This window comes from Mucilaginibacter panaciglaebae, from assembly GCF_039539265.1.
Classification (GTDB): domain Bacteria; phylum Bacteroidota; class Bacteroidia; order Sphingobacteriales; family Sphingobacteriaceae; genus Mucilaginibacter; species Mucilaginibacter panaciglaebae.
Genome location: NZ_BAABCV010000005.1, coordinates 190,272 through 210,867 on the forward strand (window position 1 = coordinate 190,272; position 20,596 = coordinate 210,867).

Annotated in this window: 25 protein-coding genes; 11 read left to right on the plus strand and 14 right to left on the minus strand. The window is 41.1% G+C overall.

Features of this window, described 5'->3' with window-relative positions:
• The first annotated feature begins 38 nt into the window (after window positions 1–38).
• Window positions 39–530, plus strand: coding sequence for a hypothetical protein (locus ABD772_RS08575; RefSeq protein ID WP_345102880.1), 492 nt, complete (start codon window positions 39–41; stop codon window positions 528–530).
• A gap of 5 nt (window positions 531–535) precedes the next feature.
• On the opposite strand, the gene ABD772_RS08580 is transcribed toward ABD772_RS08575, so the two are convergent.
• The 3 genes from ABD772_RS08580 to ABD772_RS08590 all read right to left on the minus strand — a co-directional run bounded on the left by ABD772_RS08580 (window position 536) and on the right by ABD772_RS08590 (window position 4,189).
• Window positions 536–691 (minus strand): hypothetical protein, encoded by a 156-nt coding sequence (locus tag ABD772_RS08580; protein ID WP_345102882.1) that lies wholly within the window; start codon window positions 689–691, stop codon window positions 536–538.
• A 39-nt stretch (window positions 692–730) separates the two neighbouring features.
• A complete protein-coding gene (locus ABD772_RS08585) occupies window positions 731–2,839 on the minus strand; it encodes a PKD domain-containing protein (protein WP_345102885.1) in 2,109 nt (702 codons plus the stop codon).
• A 210-nt stretch (window positions 2,840–3,049) separates the two neighbouring features.
• Window positions 3,050–4,189 carry a YncE family protein gene (locus ABD772_RS08590; RefSeq protein WP_345102887.1) on the minus strand — a complete coding sequence of 380 codons (1,140 nt, stop codon included), beginning with the start codon at window positions 4,187–4,189 and terminating at the stop codon, window positions 3,050–3,052.
• Window positions 4,190–4,441: 252 nt separating this feature from the next.
• Between ABD772_RS08590 and ABD772_RS08595 the strand changes: the two genes are divergently transcribed.
• The 3 genes from ABD772_RS08595 to ABD772_RS08605 all read left to right on the plus strand — a co-directional run bounded on the left by ABD772_RS08595 (window position 4,442) and on the right by ABD772_RS08605 (window position 6,219).
• Window positions 4,442–4,987, plus strand: coding sequence for a peroxiredoxin (locus ABD772_RS08595; protein ID WP_345102889.1), 546 nt, complete (start codon window positions 4,442–4,444; stop codon window positions 4,985–4,987).
• A gap of 68 nt (window positions 4,988–5,055) precedes the next feature.
• Window positions 5,056–5,640, plus strand: a complete 585-nt coding sequence (locus tag ABD772_RS08600) for a carboxymuconolactone decarboxylase family protein (protein WP_345102891.1) — start codon at window positions 5,056–5,058, stop codon at window positions 5,638–5,640.
• Window positions 5,641–5,754: 114 nt separating this feature from the next.
• The gene (locus ABD772_RS08605) at window positions 5,755–6,219 is read left to right on the plus strand and encodes a response regulator (protein ID WP_345102893.1); all 465 of its coding nucleotides are present in this window, start codon (window positions 5,755–5,757) and stop codon (window positions 6,217–6,219) included.
• Here the strand turns inward: ABD772_RS08605 and ABD772_RS08610 are convergent.
• From ABD772_RS08610 to ABD772_RS08630, 5 genes are all read right to left on the minus strand, one after another.
• Window positions 6,216–6,644, minus strand: coding sequence for a response regulator (locus ABD772_RS08610; RefSeq protein ID WP_345102895.1), 429 nt, complete (start codon window positions 6,642–6,644; stop codon window positions 6,216–6,218). The two genes, ABD772_RS08605 and ABD772_RS08610, sit on opposite strands and share 4 nt — an antisense overlap.
• Window positions 6,645–6,650: 6 nt before the next feature.
• On the minus strand, window positions 6,651–7,736 hold the full coding sequence (locus ABD772_RS08615) for a hybrid sensor histidine kinase/response regulator (protein ID WP_345102897.1): 1,086 nt from the start codon (window positions 7,734–7,736) through the stop codon (window positions 6,651–6,653).
• A gap of 68 nt (window positions 7,737–7,804) precedes the next feature.
• Entirely contained in the window at window positions 7,805–9,940 is a 2,136-nt protein-coding gene (locus ABD772_RS08620; protein WP_345102899.1) for a sensor histidine kinase, read from the minus strand.
• A gap of 4 nt (window positions 9,941–9,944) precedes the next feature.
• A complete protein-coding gene (locus ABD772_RS08625) occupies window positions 9,945–10,709 on the minus strand; it encodes a methyltransferase domain-containing protein (RefSeq protein ID WP_345102901.1) in 765 nt (254 codons plus the stop codon).
• A 16-nt stretch (window positions 10,710–10,725) separates the two neighbouring features.
• On the minus strand, window positions 10,726–11,535 hold the full coding sequence (locus ABD772_RS08630; RefSeq protein WP_345102903.1) for a hypothetical protein: 810 nt from the start codon (window positions 11,533–11,535) through the stop codon (window positions 10,726–10,728).
• A gap of 398 nt (window positions 11,536–11,933) precedes the next feature.
• On the opposite strand from ABD772_RS08630, the gene ABD772_RS08635 reads away from it, so the two are divergent.
• The 3 genes from ABD772_RS08635 (at window position 11,934) to ABD772_RS08645 (ending at window position 14,150) form a co-directional block, all read left to right on the plus strand.
• Window positions 11,934–13,049 (plus strand): pepsin/retropepsin-like aspartic protease family protein, encoded by a 1,116-nt coding sequence (locus ABD772_RS08635; RefSeq protein ID WP_345102905.1) that lies wholly within the window; start codon window positions 11,934–11,936, stop codon window positions 13,047–13,049.
• A 9-nt stretch (window positions 13,050–13,058) separates the two neighbouring features.
• Window positions 13,059–13,631, plus strand: coding sequence for a Crp/Fnr family transcriptional regulator (locus ABD772_RS08640; RefSeq protein WP_345102907.1), 573 nt, complete (start codon window positions 13,059–13,061; stop codon window positions 13,629–13,631).
• A gap of 69 nt (window positions 13,632–13,700) precedes the next feature.
• A complete protein-coding gene (locus tag ABD772_RS08645) occupies window positions 13,701–14,150 on the plus strand; it encodes a carboxymuconolactone decarboxylase family protein (protein ID WP_345102909.1) in 450 nt (149 codons plus the stop codon).
• Between the two features lie 142 nt (window positions 14,151–14,292).
• Here ABD772_RS08645 and ytxJ read toward each other — a convergent pair whose 3' ends face one another.
• The 3 genes from ytxJ to ABD772_RS08660 form a co-directional block, all read right to left on the minus strand.
• Entirely contained in the window at window positions 14,293–14,622 is a 330-nt protein-coding gene (gene ytxJ / locus ABD772_RS08650; protein WP_345102911.1) for a bacillithiol system redox-active protein YtxJ, read from the minus strand.
• 247 nt (window positions 14,623–14,869) lie between these two features.
• The gene (gene ribH, locus ABD772_RS08655) at window positions 14,870–15,364 is read right to left on the minus strand and encodes a 6,7-dimethyl-8-ribityllumazine synthase (RefSeq protein ID WP_345102913.1); all 495 of its coding nucleotides are present in this window, start codon (window positions 15,362–15,364) and stop codon (window positions 14,870–14,872) included.
• A gap of 87 nt (window positions 15,365–15,451) precedes the next feature.
• A complete protein-coding gene (locus tag ABD772_RS08660; RefSeq protein WP_345102915.1) occupies window positions 15,452–16,129 on the minus strand; it encodes a tetratricopeptide repeat protein in 678 nt (225 codons plus the stop codon).
• 144 nt (window positions 16,130–16,273) lie between these two features.
• On the opposite strand from ABD772_RS08660, the gene recF reads away from it, so the two are divergent.
• Window positions 16,274–17,374, plus strand: a complete 1,101-nt coding sequence (gene recF / locus ABD772_RS08665) for a DNA replication/repair protein RecF (protein ID WP_345102917.1) — start codon at window positions 16,274–16,276, stop codon at window positions 17,372–17,374.
• Complete coding sequence (locus tag ABD772_RS08670; RefSeq protein ID WP_345102919.1) at window positions 17,367–17,657, plus strand: DciA family protein; 291 nt, start codon at window positions 17,367–17,369, stop codon at window positions 17,655–17,657. The genes recF and ABD772_RS08670 overlap by 8 nt, the downstream gene beginning before the upstream one ends.
• Here the strand turns inward: ABD772_RS08670 and ABD772_RS08675 are convergent.
• The 3 genes from ABD772_RS08675 to ABD772_RS08685 all read right to left on the minus strand — a co-directional run bounded on the left by ABD772_RS08675 (window position 17,644) and on the right by ABD772_RS08685 (window position 18,540).
• On the minus strand, window positions 17,644–17,841 hold the full coding sequence (locus tag ABD772_RS08675) for a hypothetical protein (RefSeq protein WP_345102921.1): 198 nt from the start codon (window positions 17,839–17,841) through the stop codon (window positions 17,644–17,646). The genes ABD772_RS08670 and ABD772_RS08675 overlap by 14 nt on opposite strands.
• A gap of 166 nt (window positions 17,842–18,007) precedes the next feature.
• Entirely contained in the window at window positions 18,008–18,427 is a 420-nt protein-coding gene (locus tag ABD772_RS08680; RefSeq protein ID WP_345102923.1) for a nucleoside-diphosphate kinase, read from the minus strand.
• A complete protein-coding gene (locus ABD772_RS08685; protein ID WP_345102925.1) occupies window positions 18,400–18,540 on the minus strand; it encodes a hypothetical protein in 141 nt (46 codons plus the stop codon). The genes ABD772_RS08680 and ABD772_RS08685 overlap by 28 nt, the downstream gene beginning before the upstream one ends.
• 57 nt (window positions 18,541–18,597) lie before the next feature.
• Here ABD772_RS08685 and ABD772_RS08690 point away from each other — a divergent pair, with 57 nt between their 5' ends.
• Both ABD772_RS08690 and ABD772_RS08695 read left to right on the plus strand, forming a co-directional pair.
• On the plus strand, window positions 18,598–19,608 hold the full coding sequence (locus ABD772_RS08690; RefSeq protein WP_345102927.1) for a DHH family phosphoesterase: 1,011 nt from the start codon (window positions 18,598–18,600) through the stop codon (window positions 19,606–19,608).
• Window positions 19,609–19,614: 6 nt separating this feature from the next.
• Entirely contained in the window at window positions 19,615–20,577 is a 963-nt protein-coding gene (locus ABD772_RS08695) for an FKBP-type peptidyl-prolyl cis-trans isomerase (protein ID WP_345102929.1), read from the plus strand.
• Window positions 20,578–20,596: the final 19 nt, after the last annotated feature.

Below are 20,596 nucleotides of genomic sequence, written 5' to 3' on the forward strand. Positions count from 1 at the left end.
AGGTGACTGCGAATTTTTACTATTTAATTACGTTACACATGAAATATTTACCCCTATCAATGATTGTACTGTGCTTAGCCGCCTGTTCATCCCCACAAAAAAAAGCCGACAATACGGATACTGTAACTCGGCCGGATACTGCAAAACAAGATACATTAAAAGCCAAAAACAGTAAGCCGCTTGTTATTTCGTCTTATTGTTTTTTGCACCGCCAAGGTAAGGATAGCACCCGTGTGGAGTTTACCGTAGTAAATAATTATGTACAAGGTTTGATGGATTGGTTCCCGTATGAGAAGGATGGCCGTAGCGGCGTTATAGAGGGCACATTGAAAAATGATACGCTGCATGCTGTTTGGTCATACGCCCAGGAGCGTACAAAGGATACTATGAAAGTAGAATTTCTGTTAAAGAGCCCAACCGACCTGCGCCAGAAACCCCTGATAGCTAACATGAAAAACGGCCGCCAGCAAACGGATGTAAAAGCTGGTTATACTGTACTTTATAAGCCAAGCAGTAGGTCACACAGGTAAGTAATTTAATAAAGCCGCTTGTCGTAAATCTCTCGTAAGGCAAGGGCCAGCACGATACCAAAGGCGACACCCAAACCGTGCCGGTGCAGGGCAATGCCCGCTGCAAAACCCAGGATAAAACCAACGACCGATATGGTATTTTTTTTTCGCTTAATATCCACCAGGTAAAAGTACCAAACATCAGGCTTTGGCCATCAGTTTTATTTAATAATGGTTACGCTACCGGTCATTGCTGTACGTCCGCTTTTGGGATTGATGACGTAATAGTAAACACCAAAGGGAAGGCTCTTGCCATTAAATTTGCCGTTCCACGGTACGGCATAGCCGGTTGATGTATATACTTTAGCACCAAGCCGGTTAAACACGTCTACCGTAGCGTTTGGGTAAGCACCCAGATATTTGATATCCCAGGTGTCATTGACCCCGTCGCTATTGGGGGTAAATGCGTTGGGTATCACCGGTGTTTTTAATACTGATATAGCCACCTGTGCGGCTCCTGTGCAGCCGCCCCTGGTTGTTGCCGTTAGTGTATAAGTAGTGTTTTCTTTCGGACTAAAAACCGGGTCTAGAATATTCGGATCGCTGACCCCTGCAGACGGCGACCATTGATAAGTAAGACTATCGCCGGCGACTTTGGGGTTAAGCGTAAGCGCCCCGCCCTCTAACGCTGTCGCGCTTGATACCAGGTTAATAGCAGGGCTTTTATAAACTGATATTTTTAAGGAGTCGACATATGTACAGCCATTTTGCGAGGTAAAGGCGTAATTAATGGTATGTATGCCTATACCCGCAGCCTGCGGGTCGAATAATCCGGTAGCAGATACGCCAGGGCCGCTAAATGTACCGGTTCCTGTGAAGCCATTTTTGTTTTCGGCTATTTGTTGTGGGCCCGATTCGATACAAACTGAATTTAGAGGCGTTAAGGTGATAGCCGGGCTTGCATTAACCACAATATTCTGGTCGGTTGTGTTACCGCAGATATTGCCCGAAGAAGCAACCAGGCGTATATGATATGGTTTTGAGATTTGTCCGGCCGGGACATTATATAAATGTTTGAATTGATTATTGGCCGGAATTTGTTTCGCAGAACGGTTATAGACACTTTTTGTAGTGGGAGCGCCGTCATAGTCCCAATATATTTCCAGCCTGGTAATGTTGCCAAAATCAATAGTCGACTTGTTGGTTAATATTATACTATCTGAAGCGCAAATTGGTTGAGCGACGGAAAAATCAGCAATAGGATTGGTGCCATTAACTGTAAAGGGAGTACTGGTTGTTAAAGAGCAGCCTGAAGGCGCAGTTAAAGTTAATGAAACAGTATAAATGCCAGCCTGCGAATAATGATGCTGGGGATTTTGCAAAGCAGATGTATTGGGATTAGCGGCTGTAGACTGTGCATCGCCGAAATTCCATAGATAAGTATAGCCGGCGCTGCCACCGGCGAAATGAGTAGTGTCTGTAAACTGCACGAAATCAGCCTGGCAAACGTCAGGTAGTTTAAATCGGGGTGTGTCCACCGGCGATACGGTAATGGCCTTATAGGTAACATCGCTCACGCATGATGTCGATGATACTACTTCTAACGCCGACACAAAATTGCCCGATTTGGTGTAAATATGGGTGACCATCCTGTTGTCCGGATAGGTTTCAGATGTCGAACCATCGCCGAAACTCCATATCCATTGAACGATAGTGCCATTTATAACGGCAGATTTATCTGTAAGTGTAACCGGCTGACCAGGGCAGCTTTGTGATTGCACGTCAAAATCAGCCAGAATTTTTGGAGCTACGTCTACTTGTTTGGTGATCGTAGATTCGCATCCGTCTGTATAAGTTACGGTTAATGTCACCTTGTACCTGCCGTAAGCTGAATAAGTATAACTGGGATTAGATAGATGCGAGACTTGGCCGTCGCCAAAATCCCATGACCATGCGGCTATTTGTGCTGGTTGCGTGGAGTTGTCCTTAAAATCAACTTTTTTAGATAAGCAACTGGTGCTGTTATCAACCGTTGCTGTAAATGCTGCGCTACCCGGACAAGCGCCGGTAACTGTAGTGCGGTAAAAATAATCGGTTTTTGATATTGCCGCATTTACTGCCATCATGTAGCTGTTGCTGTTGCCGGTATGGTCCCTGGTATTCCACGAAATGCTGCCGGTGGTGGCGCTTTCAGTGATGTAAGAGCCATCGATAGGAAAATTGTCGGGAAGTGCCGGCCCATGAGTAGTGGTTCCGGAGCCAAAATCAATCTTTGCTACCGGGTCGCCCAGGCTACCTGCACCTAACTGTGCATAGCTTTTACTACTCACGATTGAAAATAAAATCTGTAGTAAAAGAAATACATGACCGGGCTTAGTGAAAGCTGCAATACTTTTCAGGTACATGGGCTCAAAATAATCAAACACACTGACAAAACAAGCTTGGCGTTTAAACGGCCTGGTTTATGGTTCGGTATACACAAACAAACGCGGATATTTAACTAATCATATCGCAATCTGAAATTAATCTGACCGCGATTTTTACATTACGCGTCCCAGACCAAATTGGTCGCCTGCTTTAACGGGTTTGCCATTTTTAAAGTCAATCTCCAGTACCTTTTCGCTTTCGACATTATTGAAGTGTTCATCTTTAAGCGTGGTTAATACTTTGCGGGTTTTAACATCAATAACCTCGCCGCTTGACGGGTAGGCATATTTGCCATCCAACGTAAAGGTTACCCAACCGGGCATGTCCTGTAACGGGATAGTGGTTAATTGCTGATAAGGAGCCTCGCCACTAAAAATATGTAAGCGCATATTGAAGCCATCGCAAAGCCAGATTTCTTTTTCATCGGGCGTAAGGCCTATGCCGTGGCTTGGGCAGGCATGGCGGCGGACAGGCCCTTTGTCCCAGCCTTCTACTACCACTTGTTTTATTTTACGACCGGTGGTTAGATCGCCAACCTCAAAGCCCAGCAGATCATTGCAGTTTACAAAAATGCGTGTTTCTTTACCGTTAATTGTAAATGGGCGCACAAAGTTTATAAACGGACCAACCTGTCCGATGACGGTATTAGTTTGGGTATCGGCAATTTTTACTACAGTATTTGCAATATCGGCCAGATAGGCATGTTTGCCCGATAGCGCATATATGGTATTGTGCGATTTGTTAAACCCGTCCAGTCGCTTAATGATGTTACCGGTTTCGCAATCAATAACATTCCAGTAATGGCTTTCTAATGAGGGCAGATACATGGTTTTACCATCAGGCGCTATCGATAATCTGTCGCATCCATCCGGAATAGGCTTTTCCCAGATCAGTTTACCGGTTATCAGGTCGACACGCTGCAGGCCTTCTAACGTAGTGATATACACGCTATGTAACGGAATGCTAACGGCGATACCCTTAACATTTGATGGCAGCCCACTTTTGGGATGTAATCCGTTTAGCGGGATGCGTTTAATAAATTTATGGCCGTGGTCAATATCAAATATCAGCAAGCCGTGTCCCCCATAGCCAAGATAATCGCGCACGCCAGGGACGGCGGCAAACAAGTATCGCCCGTTCAAGAAGCCGGAAGGCGGCGTTTTGACAGCCTGGCTTGCTGTTTTCCATGATAAAGCAGAGACGATGATTATAAGCCCTGATAGCGCTGCCGCCAAGCTGATTCTGATTTTCATAATGACTGGTTTGAGTTTAATTGGTTGCGTTAAAGTACGCAAGCTAACTTAAAATAGCAAGCGGCAATTCATCGCCGCGTTTCACACAATATTGATACTCATTAAGATAAGATCAGTGCAAGGATCGTCTATTTATAAAACCTATAAAATGTTTTGGTACTATAGAGAATAACTATGGGATATCTAAAAATGCAATATTTTCACGGGGCGATTTACTGTATATTTGTAAAAATTTAAAACTCTTCAATATATATGATTACTATAGGACACAAATTTCCGGCATTTTCAAAAACTGCTGTTGTTAGCCTTGAAAAAGGAAAAGAATTTGAAACATTGACTTCTGATTTTTTAGTTAATGATGACAATGTTTGGACAGTGATTTTTTGGTGGCCAAAAGACTTTACTTTTGTTTGCCCTACAGAGATTGCTGAATTCAACAAAAATTATGGCGAATTCCGTGACCGCGAAACCCGTTTGATCGGTGCGTCGACCGACTCTGAGTTTGTTCACCTTGCCTGGAGAAATAACCACGACGATCTGCGCGGCCTGAAATTCCCGATGCTGGCTGATACTTCAAAATCATTAGCCGAAGATCTGGGTATTTTAGAGCCAAACGAAAAGATTGCTTACCGCGCTACTTTTATTATTGATCCACAAGGTATTGTACGTTGGGTATCAGTTAACGATTTAAGCGTTGGCCGTAACGTTAAAGAAGTATTGCGTGTACTGGACGGTTTACAAACAGACGAGCTTTGCCCTTGTAACTGGGAAAAAGGCCAGGAAACATTAACTGTTTAGTAACTGAAAAGATCCCCGGTAAAGCGGGGATTTTTTATTAATAAAAACATTTTACCGAAACTATTGCTATGAGCGAAAGCACTGAAACTATAAATGAATTTTTGCAAAGCATTGGTGTTGATACAGCCTACCGTACCGCCAGCCTGTCTTTGCTCGAAAATGGCGAGTCGCGCTATTTGCGCGATTTAAAGTTGAACTTTTCCAGCACCTTAACTTCTGAGTATTTAAGCGCTAAAGAGTGCGGCCTGTTAGGTTTAAGCGTAGCTGTTAATAACAACAATTTGCCATTAACCAATTTCTATACCAACTACGCAACCGAGCAAAGTGCCACCGCAGAGGAAATTGCCGAAGCTGCTGCCTGTGCCTCACTGTTGGCGTCGAATAATATATTTTACCGTTTCAGGCATTTTACGCAGAAGGATAAATATGGCCAGATACCAGCGCGTATACGTATGCAGATCATGATGAAGCCTGTTACGGGTAAGGAGTTTTTTGAACTGATGAGCTTAACCATTTCGGCAGTAAACGGCTGTGAGATGTGTGTAAATGCGCATGAGGACTCATTAATTAAAATGGGTACTACTGAAGAGCGCATTTTTGACGCTGTGCGTATAGGTTCGTTAGTAACATCGGCGGGAAAAATTATATTCTAATTTTGCTTTTGTTTAATTTTATAACTAATTTGTAATAAATGGGGTTATTATGCGTCTATAGATACGTAATAACCCAATTTACCTTTAACTAAGCATATTTAAAGCGTCATCCCCATGGCCGACAAAAAAATATCAGTATTATATGTTGATGACGAAGAAAACAATTTGTTTTCTTTCAAGGCAGTATTCCGCATAAAATACCAGGTGTATACCGCAATAAGCGGCGACGAGGCACTTAAAATACTTGCAGAAAAGCCTATTCAAGTTATTATTACAGACCAGCGCATGCCTGCCATGACCGGCGTTGAGTTTTTAGAAAAAGTTATTCCGATTTATCCGGACCCAATACGCTTACTGTTAACCGGCTACGCCGATATGAATGCGGTAGTTGACGCTATAAACAAAGGCAAGATATTCCATTATCTGACCAAGCCATGGAACGAGGAAGAATTGGATATGACCATAAATCGTGCTTTCGAAGCATACCTGGAAAAAATCAAGCTAAAAAAGGAAAACGAAAAGCTTGGCATGTCAAATGAGCAACTGGAGTTTTTGCTGAGACAGAAATTGCTTTCTTAATAACCTTGCGGTAACCCGATACCAAACTCAGCAGCTACTTTGTTTAATAACGATTTAAGACCAATTGCTGTAATAGGTTTGGTTATACGCGCTTTAAATGAGTGGTACGAGTTTATCCGATTAATATCAGATAATTCAATTGACGAGGTAAGCGCAACAATATAGTATCTGTCCTGAATGGATTTTTCGAGCTTTTCAAAACGTTCTATAAATTCAAACCCGTTCATTAAAGGCATATATATATCTAAAAATACCAGGATAATTTTGAACGAGGCATCGGGCTTATTTTCGATGATATGCTGAAGAGCTGAAGAAGCGTCTAAAAAACTTTCCACCATATATGTATTGCTTACATTGCTGATCATTTTACGCGCTATAAAATGATCAAGCTCAGTATCATCAATAATAAGGAATGATAAATCCATGTAAACCTATTTGCTTGGAATAGTCACTTTAAACGTTGTCCCTTTGTTTAGCACAGAATTAACTTCGATTTGTCCGTTGAGCTTTAGCAAGGCGCTTTTAACGTTATACAGGCCAAAGCCAGAGCCGGCCTCCTGTGAACTGGCGCGATAAAACAAGTTAAATATTTCGCCGAGATGATTACCCAAAATACCAATACCGGTATCGCTTACGGTTATAATTGCAACCCCTTTAGCAACCTCAATGGTAAGATCAACCATTTTGGCATCGTTATTTTTATTTTGATATTTGAATGCGTTTGATAGTAAGTTATTCAAAATAAGTTTTAGTGGCACGGTGTCGCTTCTGAAAGGTTCACGCTGGTTAATGTTTACCTTGAAATTAATATTGGCATTAGTGGCGATCATGCGATAGATATCTTTAAACTCGTCCAGCATTTTCTGGAAATCAATTTCGCCAATATGCAATTCGCCCCGTTGCAGACTGTAGTAATCATGCATGCTAAGAATATAGGTGTCAAGCTTTTTCAGTGATTTCTCCATTAAAAAAAGCATCTCCTTCATTTCGGCGATATCATGCATATCGCGTGCAACGTCTATCGCGCCTAATATGCCCGATAGCGGGCCACGGATATCATGGCTTACACTATAAGCAAACTTGTCTAACTCGTTGTATGCGCGCTGCAGCTCGTCATTTTTGATGGACAGCATAGAGTTGGCCTGATAAAATTTGTTGGCCTCTTCGATAGCCGAAACAATCTCGGCTTCCATCCACGGCTTTTTTACGAAGCGGAAAATGTTACCGCGATTTATCGAGTCAATTACAGAATCAATATCTGTATAACCGGTTAACAAAATACGCATGGGTAAGGGATGCGTACTGCGTATCTCCTCAAAAAACTCCACTCCTGTTTTCCCCGGCATGCGCTGGTCGCAAAAAATAACTCTTATATCCGGATGTTTTTCAAGATGCTCAAGTGCGCCAGGCACAGTTACTGCAGTATAAACCTGATAATCCAGCCTCAAGGTCGCTTTAAAACCTGTAAGATTATCCATTTCATCGTCTAAATACAGTATTTTAATTTTTTCGGCCATCGTAATCAGTTTATGTCGGTAATTGTGTGGGTTTATCGATTTCTTAATTGGGTTCTGTTATACGCAGATCAAGCAGCTTTTGTGTCATAAACCGCCGGAATTTTCAAAATAAATTCTGTGCCTTTGCCAACTTCAGAGTTCACTACAATTTGTCCGTTGTGTTTCTTAATAGTATTGTAGGCAATACTCATGCCCAAACCTGTGCCCTCGCCAACGTCTTTAGTAGTAAAAAACGGTTCAAATATTTTTTTCACGGTTTGTTCATTCATGCCTATGCCGTTATCGGCAATAGCAATTTCGACATTCCCCTTATCAATTGTCGTACTTACTTTGATCTCGCCACCGTCATTGTCGCCAAACTTTTTGTCAATGGCATAAGCTGCGTTTGATATGATATTTAAAAACACCTGGTTAAGTTTGCCGGCATAACACTCAACCAACGGCAGTTCGCCATAGTCTCTGATAATTTTTGTTTTACTGCCCACCAGGTTGTTGGCTATAATCAATGTAGACTCCAGACCCTCGTTGATATCGGTACGTTTCAAATCGTCTTCATCCAGTCTTGAGAATATTTTTAAGCCTTTAACAATCTCGGCAGTACGCGACGCCCCTTCATAAATACCTTTGATCAGATGGCGTATTTCCATCACCAGATAATCAAAGTCAACCTCTTCTTTATACTCTTCAATTTGTTTTTTCTTCTCTTCAACTGGTGCATCAGACTGGCTTACGTTTTCGATGGTGTTCATCACATCCAGGATCATTTCCACATCGCGTTTTAGCGGATTGATATTTGAGGTCACAAAGTTTATCGGGTTGTTGATTTCGTGCGCAATACCTGCAGTTAACTGACCCAACGACGCCATTTTTTCTGAGTCGACCAGTTGTGATTGCGCTTGCTTTAGATCATCAAGCGATTGGTTTAACTCATGCGTGCGTTCGCTTACCTTTAGTTCTAAAACAACATTTTGTTCGCGTATAATGCGCTCGTTTTCCTTGGCGACATTCAGCGCCTCTGCCTGCGATGCTTCTTTCTCCTTTTTTAGAATGTTGATTCTATCGGCCAAACCGAAGGATAGTAAAGCCATCTCAATAACAGTTGCTCCCTGCATCGAATAACTGGTAAAGGTATTATAAGGCAGCACACCATTGTCTTTTAAAGCAAATATTACAGCACCGATTAGTAAACTCAGCCACGATAAGAACACAAACTTTGCCGGCCGGTAACCATTAATCATCACTATTACTGATACAATGATTAAACTGAAGGCAAACAGGGTAGTAAATATTTGCATCAATTTAAAACCTGTTTGTATCTGGCCGGTAAGGGTTACCAGAAACGCAACAATCATCAGTACAATAATGGCGGTAAGTACTTTGTCAAATCTGCGCGCGCGCTCACTGGTTGTAAGAAATATCTTGGTAAATAAAAGCGCAGCTATCGGGCCGATGCAGGCAAACAGAACTACGCTTTTTAACTCAAAGCCAGTTGCGTTGCCCCATAAATATTGAAAGGTAAAGCCTTTAATACCGATCTGTGTTAAACCCACCGATGCTACATAGATTACATAATAGAAGTAGCTCTTGTCACGAACTGAAAAGTAAATGAACAAGTTGTACAGGAACATGATAACAATGGCGCCTATAAATAACCCTGAAAGTACGTCTTCACGGCTCAAAACCTGCCATAGGGTAGCCGGTTCATTTATTGAAATTGGCAATATCAGCTGTTCTGCACTTTTTACACGCAGGTAGTACGTTTTGCTGGTATTTTGGGGGATGTTCAGGTCAAATATATAGTCGGGATGGTCATATTTGCGGGTATGAAATGGTTTTATCTCGCCCATTAAATTACCGTGGTATACGCCTTTATTGTCTGCAGAAAAAAGTTCAACCTCGTCCAAAATAGGATAAGCTACGTCGAGCAGCATGCCGGTATTTGCCGATTTGTTATTAATAGTGAAGCGTAGCCAGGTACTATTGGCCGAGAAGCCAAGATTAGGCACATCTTTATTGTATTTTTTAAATCCGGCCGACTTTAAAACGTCGCCCAACCCTAATTCTTTATCGGGTTGCAAAACGTAAACGTCTTTACCAATCAACACGCGACTGGTATTGGCGTCGATTATAACATCAGCACTGGCCTTAAAACCAAACAGTAGTAAAGCAATAAACGTCAGCGTTCTTAAAAAATACTTGCTCATTGTTTTATTTAATACTAGTTGCTACTACCAGGTTAATTGAGCATGCAAAATATCCTTCGGTATCGGCTTGTTTTAATGCGCCGTAAAATTCATCGAATTCTTGCCTGGTAATGAAACCCTGATCTGCGGTTTCCTGTATCATCTTCTCAATCCATAGATATTGGTTCGCTTCATCTAATGTACTAAGAATGAACGGATGTATCTGAAAATTAATATCTTTGAAATTGCTTTGCTTTAAATAGTATGTTAATTTTCTGGCGGCAAAACCGTTATTTATCTTGGTGCCCGTTAAATATGCATTTAACTTTTTATGTGTTTCTGTAAACGGTGTATAAAATGAGAGGCTATGCCAATCTGTTTCAATAATTACAAAAGGGCTTTCCGGTTTAAGGATACGTGCAATTTCATTAACAACTTTTTGCGGCTCTTTTAAGTGCTGTATAACACGTTCTGTACGTAAACCGTCTACGCTTTGATCTTCAAATTGCAAAGGATAAGCTTCTGATAAGACAAATTCAACGTTGCTTAGCTCCCTGGCGTCGGCTTTGCCTTGTTCAAGCATCGCCGGGTCATGGTCAATGCCAATGACTTTTGTGCCCTTGCTTACTGTCTTTGCCATTTCGATGACATCTTTACCTGCGCCGCAGCCCAGGTCTATAATAGTGCCGCCATTTATTTTCTGGAAATAGGTGTATGATTCTTCCTTTAGATTGCCTAATAATCTCCGTGAGTTTTGTAAATAATTAATATCGTAATGTTTCTCTGACATGGCAGTTAGTATTTTATTATAAAAAGTTGATATCGCGTTCATTAAAGTCGGTTTCCAGAAAGTCCTGGTTGGCAGCTTCGATAAACTCTTTCAGATGCCATCTGTCCAGATTAGGGATAGTTAATGCACAATGAATAGTAATTTTCTTTTGCTTTAACTCGGTTATTGTCCAGCTGTCAGGATGGCTACGCATTTTCATGATCTCGTCATGGTCATCAATCCTCGCTTTGCTCATACCATTCAGGTCATTCAAAACCATGGCGGTTGCAATAAGATCAAGCTTGGGATAGTAAAAAGTGCCCTTGTTGCCGATGTTGCTTACAAGCTCCATTCCACAGTTAACCACCGGCTGCACGGTGTAGGGCGCGCATAATGCAAATAAGCTCTGCAAACCAACTTGTGATGCCAAAGCAATGCCGGTACGAATGAGTAGTGGCGTACCTATGCCGTAACCTGAAAGCTCGGCCGAGTTCCATAAACCGCAAACCTCGCCTGTTCCTAGTCGGCTGTATTCCCAAACCAGTTTGTGTATAGATGGGTCTAATAAACTGACCGCCTGCTCAATAGGCAGGGGTTCAGAACCGCCGGATACATGCACCCGCGCACCGCCGAATACGCGTTTACCATCCATTGATTCAACTATAATTACAAAAACAGCCGGATTGGTTGTCCATCCATTTTTGGAAGATGTGACTTTTTTAACCCCTATGCTTGACAAAACATTAGTATGTCCCTCAACAAATAGCATGCAGGTGTGGGGCTCATCAATAGCTCTAAAAGCTCTAAGCCTTACCTCAGGGGCTGCTTTACTCAAATTCTCATCCATCTGTTTTGTTGTATAGTTATCAGCAATTATAAATTAAAAAGGTACGCCTAAAAAACGGCAAATTGATTAAACTATATTTCATCGCAACTAACTAAGAATCAAGGCGGCTAATGCTTAGTGCAACAATCGATTGCTTATAGGTTTGATCACCGAAAATTAGCAAAATAATTCCTAAAACGAATAATGCCAAAAAACTTTAATTAGTTATCTGAGCTTTTATTTAAGATTAAATTAAGCTTTTAATAAGAGGGCTATTAAATTGAATATTAATTAATATTCTTTAATATTTGATTTTTATAAAATTAATTAAATTTATTTTGGAACAGCTATTGTACATCAACTTATAAAGTTGCTTTAATGCCTTTTGTTGTATTATTGCGCATAATGAGACGCCTTGTATGGAAAAAAGTTACTTAAAAACCAGACATAAAATTTTTGTCCTATTAGTTGTAAGTTTATTTGCGGCCTCGTGTAAAAAGGATCCGCAAATAAAGCCCGGCCCTAATAATACAGACCCGGCAAACTATGCTACTTTAGGGTTATATGAACAAATGAATAATACGGGCGCCCGTCGTATATTTATTGCCTGTTCAAAATTGGGCGATATAGCTACTAAAAACTACGGTTTGGTGTTTGACACCGGATCGACCGGGATGACCATCGATGCTACGGATATAATTCCTGGTTCGATGATCACCAGTAATGGCTTTCAATTTTCGGGCGATAGCACAGTGGTTAGCGGTATCACCATAACCTCGCAAAAAGCTGTGATAAGTTATGGCGGTATTGATGGGGCAATATCAGAATATGGTAACCTGGCCTATGCCAAAGTAACTATAGGCGACGGGCACGGCAATATTACCACACCGCGTATACCCTTTTTTTTATATTATAAAGTTATTAATTTAAGTACTGGCGCACAACTGGCCGCACATTCGGCTGATGTGTTTGGCGTTGGTCCGGGTGTTAGTGCAACCAGCCGTAGTATTGGCAGTCCGTTAAGTTATTTTAGTTTGAACAGTGACATTACAAGTGGCTTTCGTTTAGCCAAATTTAATAGTACAAACTTTTTAAGTTCGGTTACTTATACCAGCGATCTGCTTTATATCGGTCTTACAACTAAAGATTTGAATTCGTCGGGCTTTATTATGCATCCGTTAGGCTACAATCCGTTTACCGGATATTCGCCAAATATTCCGTCATCCATAACTTATAACGGCAAAACCATATCCGGAACCATACTGTTTGATACAGGTACGCCGCTTACGCACATTATTGAAGATCCGTCAGCAACCGATAATTCAGCACCATTGCCAACTAACAGCACCGTCTCAATAACCACCGGGCAGGGCTTTACTTACCAGTATACTACAACGTCTGATTTTAATTTAACTCAGGTTGAAAATCCCTCATACTCAAAAGATAATCGTACAGTATTCAGTATCGATTTCTTTTTAACCAACGAGTATTTGCTCGATTATGCAAATCATCGCATAGGTTTAAAAAATAATTAGCTTTGACCGATGCATACGGTTCTGCTTGATCATATCAAAAAGTACATTACGCTAACAGAGGATGAAGCAGGGCTGATCTGCGCAAAGCTGAAGTTGATACAAATCAAGAAAAAAGACTTTTTGCTGTCGGCCGGAAAGGTTTGCCGTGCCAACTATTTTGTGAGCAAGGGCTTACTGCGCTTATATTTTGTCAACAAAAAAGAACAGGAGCAGATTACGCAATTTGGCATGGAGGGTTGGTGGGTTACCGATTATGACAGTTTAGACAGCCAAAAGCCATCGCGCTTTTACATTCAGGCGGTTGAGGATGCCGAAGTTATTGCCTGGAACAAAGACGTGCAGGAAGAGCTGATACGCGCTATCCCGCAACTCGAAAAATATTTCAGGCTGATATTACAGCGGGCCTATGCAGCTACTCAGCGCCGTATTGAATATATGTACTCTTTCACTGACGAGGAACGCTACCGTCATTTCAGTAATCTTTATCCCGATTTTCTTCAACGTGTGCCACAATATATGCTGGCTTCTTATTTGGGATTTACTCCACAATTTTTAAGTAAGATAAGAGCTAAAAAAGCTTGATTTCTTAATCTGGATTAAGTTTTTGATAGCGTTTGGTGCCGACCTTTGAGCTATCAAAATACTAAAATCATGAACAACAGAGTAAACATTTTGCAACTTGAACCAGAGGGATACAAGGCGATAGCCAGTCTCGAACAATATGTAGCTAACAGTGGCATTGACAAAATACACTGGGAATTGATAAAGATTCGCGCGTCACAAATAAATGGTTGTGCTTATTGCCTGGACAAACACAGCCGCGATGCCCGCAAGGCCGGCGAAACCGAGCAACGCATTTATGTATTGAGCGCCTGGAGAGAAACTGAGTTTTTCTCGCAAGAAGAACAGGCTATCCTTGCTCTTACCGAAGAGATCACTAATATTTCGCATGGCGGTGTGTCAGATGCAACCTATCAGCAAGCGGCGGTTTTATTTGATGAGCATTATCTGGCCAAAATAATTATGGCTGCGACGCTGATCAATGCCTGGAACCGTATTGGTATTAGCACTCATCTGCAGCCGAAGAGAGTTGAGGCGTAACAAGTAAAGTCTCTACATTTGCAATAGCAGAGTATCTGCAAGCGGTTGTGAAGTTTCAGATGATCCGCTATCGTTCAGAATAAAATAAACAGAAACGCCCTGTAAATATTTGCAGGGCGTTTCTGTTTATTATGATGTCTTCTTAGCTGATTTCTACCAATGTATCCTCTACAGATATTTCGCCATGCGACTGGTCAAGGATGCACTCGCCGTCTTTAATTAGCAGCAACTGCGGCGACTCGTGGTGTACCTGGAATAATTGCGCTACCTGGTTAGATATGTCCCGGTGCTGTATCAAATCAAGGAAATAAAGAGACATTTCTTCAGGCAGATTATCCCAGTCTAATTCAAAACGCCTTTTGGCCATCATACTAATGGAGCAGCGGGTGCTGTGTTTAAAAATGAGGCTATAGCCTGGCTTTTGTTTTATTTCGTTAAGCTGTTCTGTTGATGTTAATTGTATCCACGTCATATATTTACAAAGATAAAAACCGCTTTGCGGTTATAAGTAATTACAACGTCAAACAATTGTTTGTTTGGAGATGGGATGGCAAGTTTAACAAAAGCTCAATATGCGATTATCTGCGGCCTCTTGAAGGGTAAGAGGCGTAAGCAGGGCAGAGTTTATTAGCGCATGAAGTAAGCACGCTTCCTAATGTTATCGCCAGCAGAGTTATATATACAATTTTTCTCATGTTCTAATATCTGTTATACGCAAACTAGCCTTGTAAAGTTTTGGCTAGTTCTGCCATTTTTATGGCTGTTATAGCCGCTTCATCACCTTTGTTGCCGTGCTTGCCGCCCGACCGGTCAATGGCCTGCTGCTGGTTATCTGTAGTTAATACCCCAAAAATAACCGGCTTTGAATATTTTATAGAAACGTTACTTAACCCGTTAGCTACTGCATTACAGATAAAGTCAAAGTGTCTTGTTTCTCCCTGTATAACGCACCCCAGGCAAATTATTGCATCAAAGTTGCCATTTTTTAACAATATATCAGCACCCGATGTCAGCTCAAAACTGCCAGGGACAGGATGAGTTTCAATGTTTTCGGCAATAGCTCCATTTGATATCAGGCTGTTGTAAGCACCCTGATATAAGGCATTCGTGATCTCTGCATTCCATTCAGCTACCACAATGCCAAAGCGGTACGGCGCTGCCGGTGGGATTTTGCTTCCGGAAAAATCTGATAGATTTTTTAAATATGTAGCCATAGGGTTGAAGATTGGAGTTTGAAGATTGAAGATCAGAAATACCGGACGGTAGCTCTAATCTTCAATCGTTAATCTTTAATAACTTAACTACAATTTTGCTTCAACGCGGGCAATATACCCGTCAATGCTTTGCGCTTCGGTGCTGGTTGGATAATCAATTTTGATTGATTTATAAGTATCGGCGGCAGATTTATTATCATTTTGCGCCTCATAAACCAAACCTAATTTTTTAAGATATAACGGAGATAAAAAGGAGTTGCTTGCTTTGTCAGCAGCTTTTTTAAAGTATGAAGCAGCGTTGCTGTAGTCTTTTAGTTCTACGTAAGCGTCGCCTGCATCACCTAAAGCTTCGGCAGCAACCATTGAATCATCACCATGATAGTTATTTAGGTTTTCTATCGCCTTGCGGTATTCGCCTTTATTCAAATAAGCTACACCCAAATAAAATGATGCCAGGTTGGCAGCTTTGGTGTTGCTGTATTCACTAACAATTTTTTCGAAACCAGGATAGCCGGCGTCGCCTTTAATAGCTTTGTCCCAATCTTTCTTTGCCCAAAACTCTTGAGCTACATACATCTGATCGGCAGCTTTTTCTTCTCTCGGAGCCAAATATAATTTTTGATAAAGAACATACACCAATATCATGGCAACTATTGCTGAAGCTATAAATATTAAGCTTTTTTGATTTTCGCGTGTAAACTTACTCACCTGCGCAAAGTTGTTATTGTCTGGCTGCACAGCTGTATTCTCCCGGTTTTTTGACATTTCTATTCTAAATTAAAGTTTGCAAAACTACATTTTTTAAAAATTTTTAGCAATATGTTTTTATTTTAATAAAGCGCCCGATTTTTTTTAATAGGATTTATGCCGCAAAAGCGTGGTGTTAATTGCTAAATTTGAAGCACGCTTATGTATTTAGAACGCCTGTCTGTTATCAACTTTAAAAATTATGAAGAAGCCGAACTTAGCTTTAGCGACGGCGTAAACGCTTTATTAGGTAATAATGGTGCGGGCAAAACTAATTTATTGGACGCGATTCATTACCTGTCGCTTTGCAAAAGTTACTTTAACCCGATTGACAGCCAGCAGATAAAGCAAGGTGCCGATTTTTTTATCATTACCGGGCATTTCAGTAAAAATGGGCATGATGAAGCGGTGGCCTGCTCTGTTAAGCGTAATCAAAAAAAGCAGTTTAAACGGAATAAGAAAGACTACCAGCGCCTGGCCGACCATATAGGCCTGTTGCCACTGGTAATGGTATCGCCTTATGATATCAGTATTATTATTGAAGGAAGCGAGGAGCGGCGCCGGTTTATAGACAATGTAATATCGCAAACAGATAACCATTACCTGGACGAGTTGATAGCCTATAACAAAGTATTGGCCCAGCGTAACGCATTTTTAAAACAAATTGCCGATAGCGGAAGGTATGACCCCGGGCTATTGGAAGTTATAGATGACCAACTTATAGTTTCAGGCACGCGTATTTTTGAAAAGCGCCGGGCATTTATGGATACTTTTACGCCTATATTTAACAGGCACTATCAATTTCTGAGCGACAATGCTGAGCAGGTTGAACTGGTATATGAGTCGCAATTGCTGAATAATAGCTTTGAGAATCTTCTGAAGAAGTCGGTAGAGAAAGACCGTGCATTGGAGCGTACAACCGCAGGCATACACCGCGACGAACTGCAATTTGCTGTGTATGGTATGCCTATGAAGAAGTTTGGTTCGCAGGGTCAGCAAAAATCCTTTTTAATTGCTTTAAAATTAGCGCAGTATAGTTTTCTGGATCAGCAGAAAGGGTTTAAACCTTTGCTGTTGCTTGATGATATTTTTGATAAGCTTGACGATAACCGGGTTACCAAACTGATGCAGATGGTATCTAATAACGACTTTGGGCAGGTATTTATCACAGATACCAGCGACACTAAGGTGAGTGATATATTTAATGAGATGAATGTGCCTATCCGTATATTTAAAATAAAGAAAGGCGAAGTACATGCGTAAAGCCAACGACAAATCAATAAAAGATGCTATTGAGCAGATGATGCAGGTTTATAAAATCAAACGTAAGTTTGACGAAACCGGAATTATAGCACACTGGCCTGATCTGGTGGGTAAAGCGGTGGCCAGCCGGACTAAGGAAATTTTCATCCACGACAAAAAATTATTTCTGCGCATCGAATCGTCAGTAATAAAAAACGAATTGATGGTTATCCGCGATCAAATTATTGAACGAATAAACAGCGAAGCAAAAAACCGATTGATTGAAGAGGTTATCTTCCTCTAGCCAATCGCAAACTCGGCCTTTTATAAAGGTCATCGCGAATAATAGAGTAGGCCAACAATGTAATACCCGGAGTAAGGAATGCTAATTGCACCTCGGGTGGATGATGAATAAAAAACAGGGTATGAACCAATACCACTACGCTCACTACAAGCACATACAAAAGTATTCTTAGGACCGGTTTCATATTGTAAAGATTAATTATCTGTGATATGTCAGCTATCAAGCCACATTTGATAACATTAATTGAGGTAAATCTAACAAACAAATAGCCTGCAACAAAAAAAGTTCCTAGAATTTCATTGAAAATGAAATCGTTAGAAACTTTTTTGCGTATTGATTAGTTTTTTTCGTTACACGCGTTCAAACGCTGAGAAAAAGAAGCTTCCCTCTATTTCCGCATTCTCGTCAGAATCTGATCCGTGTACAGCATTTGCGTCAATCGACTTTGCAAACAGGTTGCGGATGGTTCCGGGCTCAGCCTTAGCAGGGTCGGTAGCACCGATCAGCTTACGGAAATCCTCAATCGCATTGTCTTTTTCAAGTATCGCAGCTACTATTGGGCCTGATGACATGAATGCAACCAAGTCTTTATAAAAACCACGCTCTTTGTGTACTGCATAAAATTCACCTGCTTTTTCGGCACTTAAAGAGGTTAGTTTTAAAGCAACTATTTTAAAGCCGCTCTTAGTAATTTTATCCAAAATTGCACCGATGTGCCCGTTGGAAACGGCATCGGGTTTAATCATTGTAAAAGTTCTATTACTCGCCATTTATGTTGTTGATTTTGGGCATCAACTGCAATAACGCAGCCAAAAAAATGCCCCGATTGTAAATATTTTTGCAAAAGTAGGCTTTTGCTACCACACACTAAAGCTTTTTTCATTTAATTGTTAAGTCGTTAACATTTATTTACATAGCTTTGCAGCTCTTTTTTAAATAGATGTTAGACATAGCTTCGCTTAAAAACCTTTTAGCACAGCCCCAAAAAATAGTTATCACAACGCATCATAAACCTGATGGTGATGCTATGGGTTCTTCTTTAGGGTTATATAATTACCTGATACAGCAGGGCCACCATACCACGGTGATTCCCCCCACTGATTATCCCGACTTTTTAAGTTGGATGCCAGGCAACACTGAAGTGATTATCTATACCGAAAAAACAGACCAGGCCAACGCTTTAATAGCTGATGCGGATATTGTTTTTTGCCTCGATTTCAATAACCTAAGCCGTATAAATGAAATGGGCGAACAGGTAAGGGGCGCAAAAGCGTATAAAATTATGATCGATCATCACCTCGAACCAGAGGATTTTGATGATTTCCGTCATTGGGATATCAACGCCTGCGCAGCCGCTCAATTAGTTTACAGCTTCATTTCAGATGTATTGGACAACAAAAAACTGATCAATAAAGATGTAGCCACCTGTCTGTACACCGGCATTATGACAGATTCTGCGTCGTTCAGATTGCCGAACACTACATCGGCTGTGCACCGGGTAGTGGCCGATTTAATTGATGCGGGTGCTGTTAACTGGCGTATACATGAACTCGTTTATAACAGCGCATCAGAAAATCGGCTGCGGTTTTTGGGCCATTGTTTGTCAAACCGCCTGGAGGTATTGCACGAGTTTAACACTGCAATTATTGTAGTGACCAAGCAAGATTTAGAAAAATATCACATTAATACCGGCGACACCGAAGGTATCGTAAACTACGCATTATCAATAGCAAGCATACGTTTGGCAGCTTTTATAGTTGAACGGCCAGACCGTGTGAAACTTTCGTTAAGATCAAAAGGCGATTTTCCTGCAAATGAGATTTGTAAATTGTATTTTAGCGGCGGGGGCCACAGAAATGCAGCAGGCGGACATTCGTCTTTAAGTTTGCAAGAGGTTGTAAATCAATTTAAATCAATTTTACCCGAATACAAAAAACTATTAATTCAATAATTAAAAATGAAAAAAAATCTCATGTTTTTAGCGCTTGCCGCAATTGGGCTGGCAAGTTGTAATGGAGGATATAAGAAGGGAGAGGGCGGATTCTTATATAACTTTTATACCAGTAACTCCGGACCTAAAGTAAAAGAAGGCGACTTTTTGTTAGCCAACCTGATCATAAAAAATGATGCTGATTCAGTTTTAATGAGCACTTATGATCAAGGCCGTCCAAGCCCGCTTATTTTGCCGAAATCCGCTTATCCGGGCGATATTTTCGATGCGTTGAAATTATTTACCGAAGGTGATAGCGCTACCCTAAAACTACCTGCAGACAGCGTGTTTAAAAGAGGAACTAAACCTCCGGGCTTTAAAGGCAAATACCTTAACTATACTATCAAGATTGTTAAAGTAATACCTAAGGGTAAATTGACCGATCAGGCATTTAATGAAAAGATTACTGCCTATATGAAGTCGCAAGCTGATGCTGAAAAAAATGCAGAGCCTGCTAAACTGAAAAAATATGTTGATGCAAGCGGTCAGAAATTCAATAAAACTGACTCTGGTTTATACTATGTTATCACTAAACCGGGTCAAGGCCCATTAATTGCAGCAAATGATACTGCTGTTATCAATTATGTTGGTAAACTGCTTGGCGGCAAAGTGTTTGACACCAGTATTAAAGCCGAAGCTATTAAAGCAAAATTAGGCAGTTTAGACCAGCGCCCTTTCACTCCAATTCACGTAGCAGTTGGCCAGAGAAAAGTTATCGCCGGCTGGGATCAAGGCCTGCAGCTTTTAAATAAAGGCGCAAAGGCAACCTTGGTGATTCCTTCGAGCTTGGGTTATGGCCAAATGGGTGCAGGGCCTATAGCGCCTTATACTCCGGTTGTATTTGAACTGGAAGTTGTTGACGTTATCCACCCAAAACCAGGTTCATTGGCTCCTGCGCCAACAGCAGCAGCTCCGGTAGCTAAAAAGTAATTTATTAAACCGATTTTAT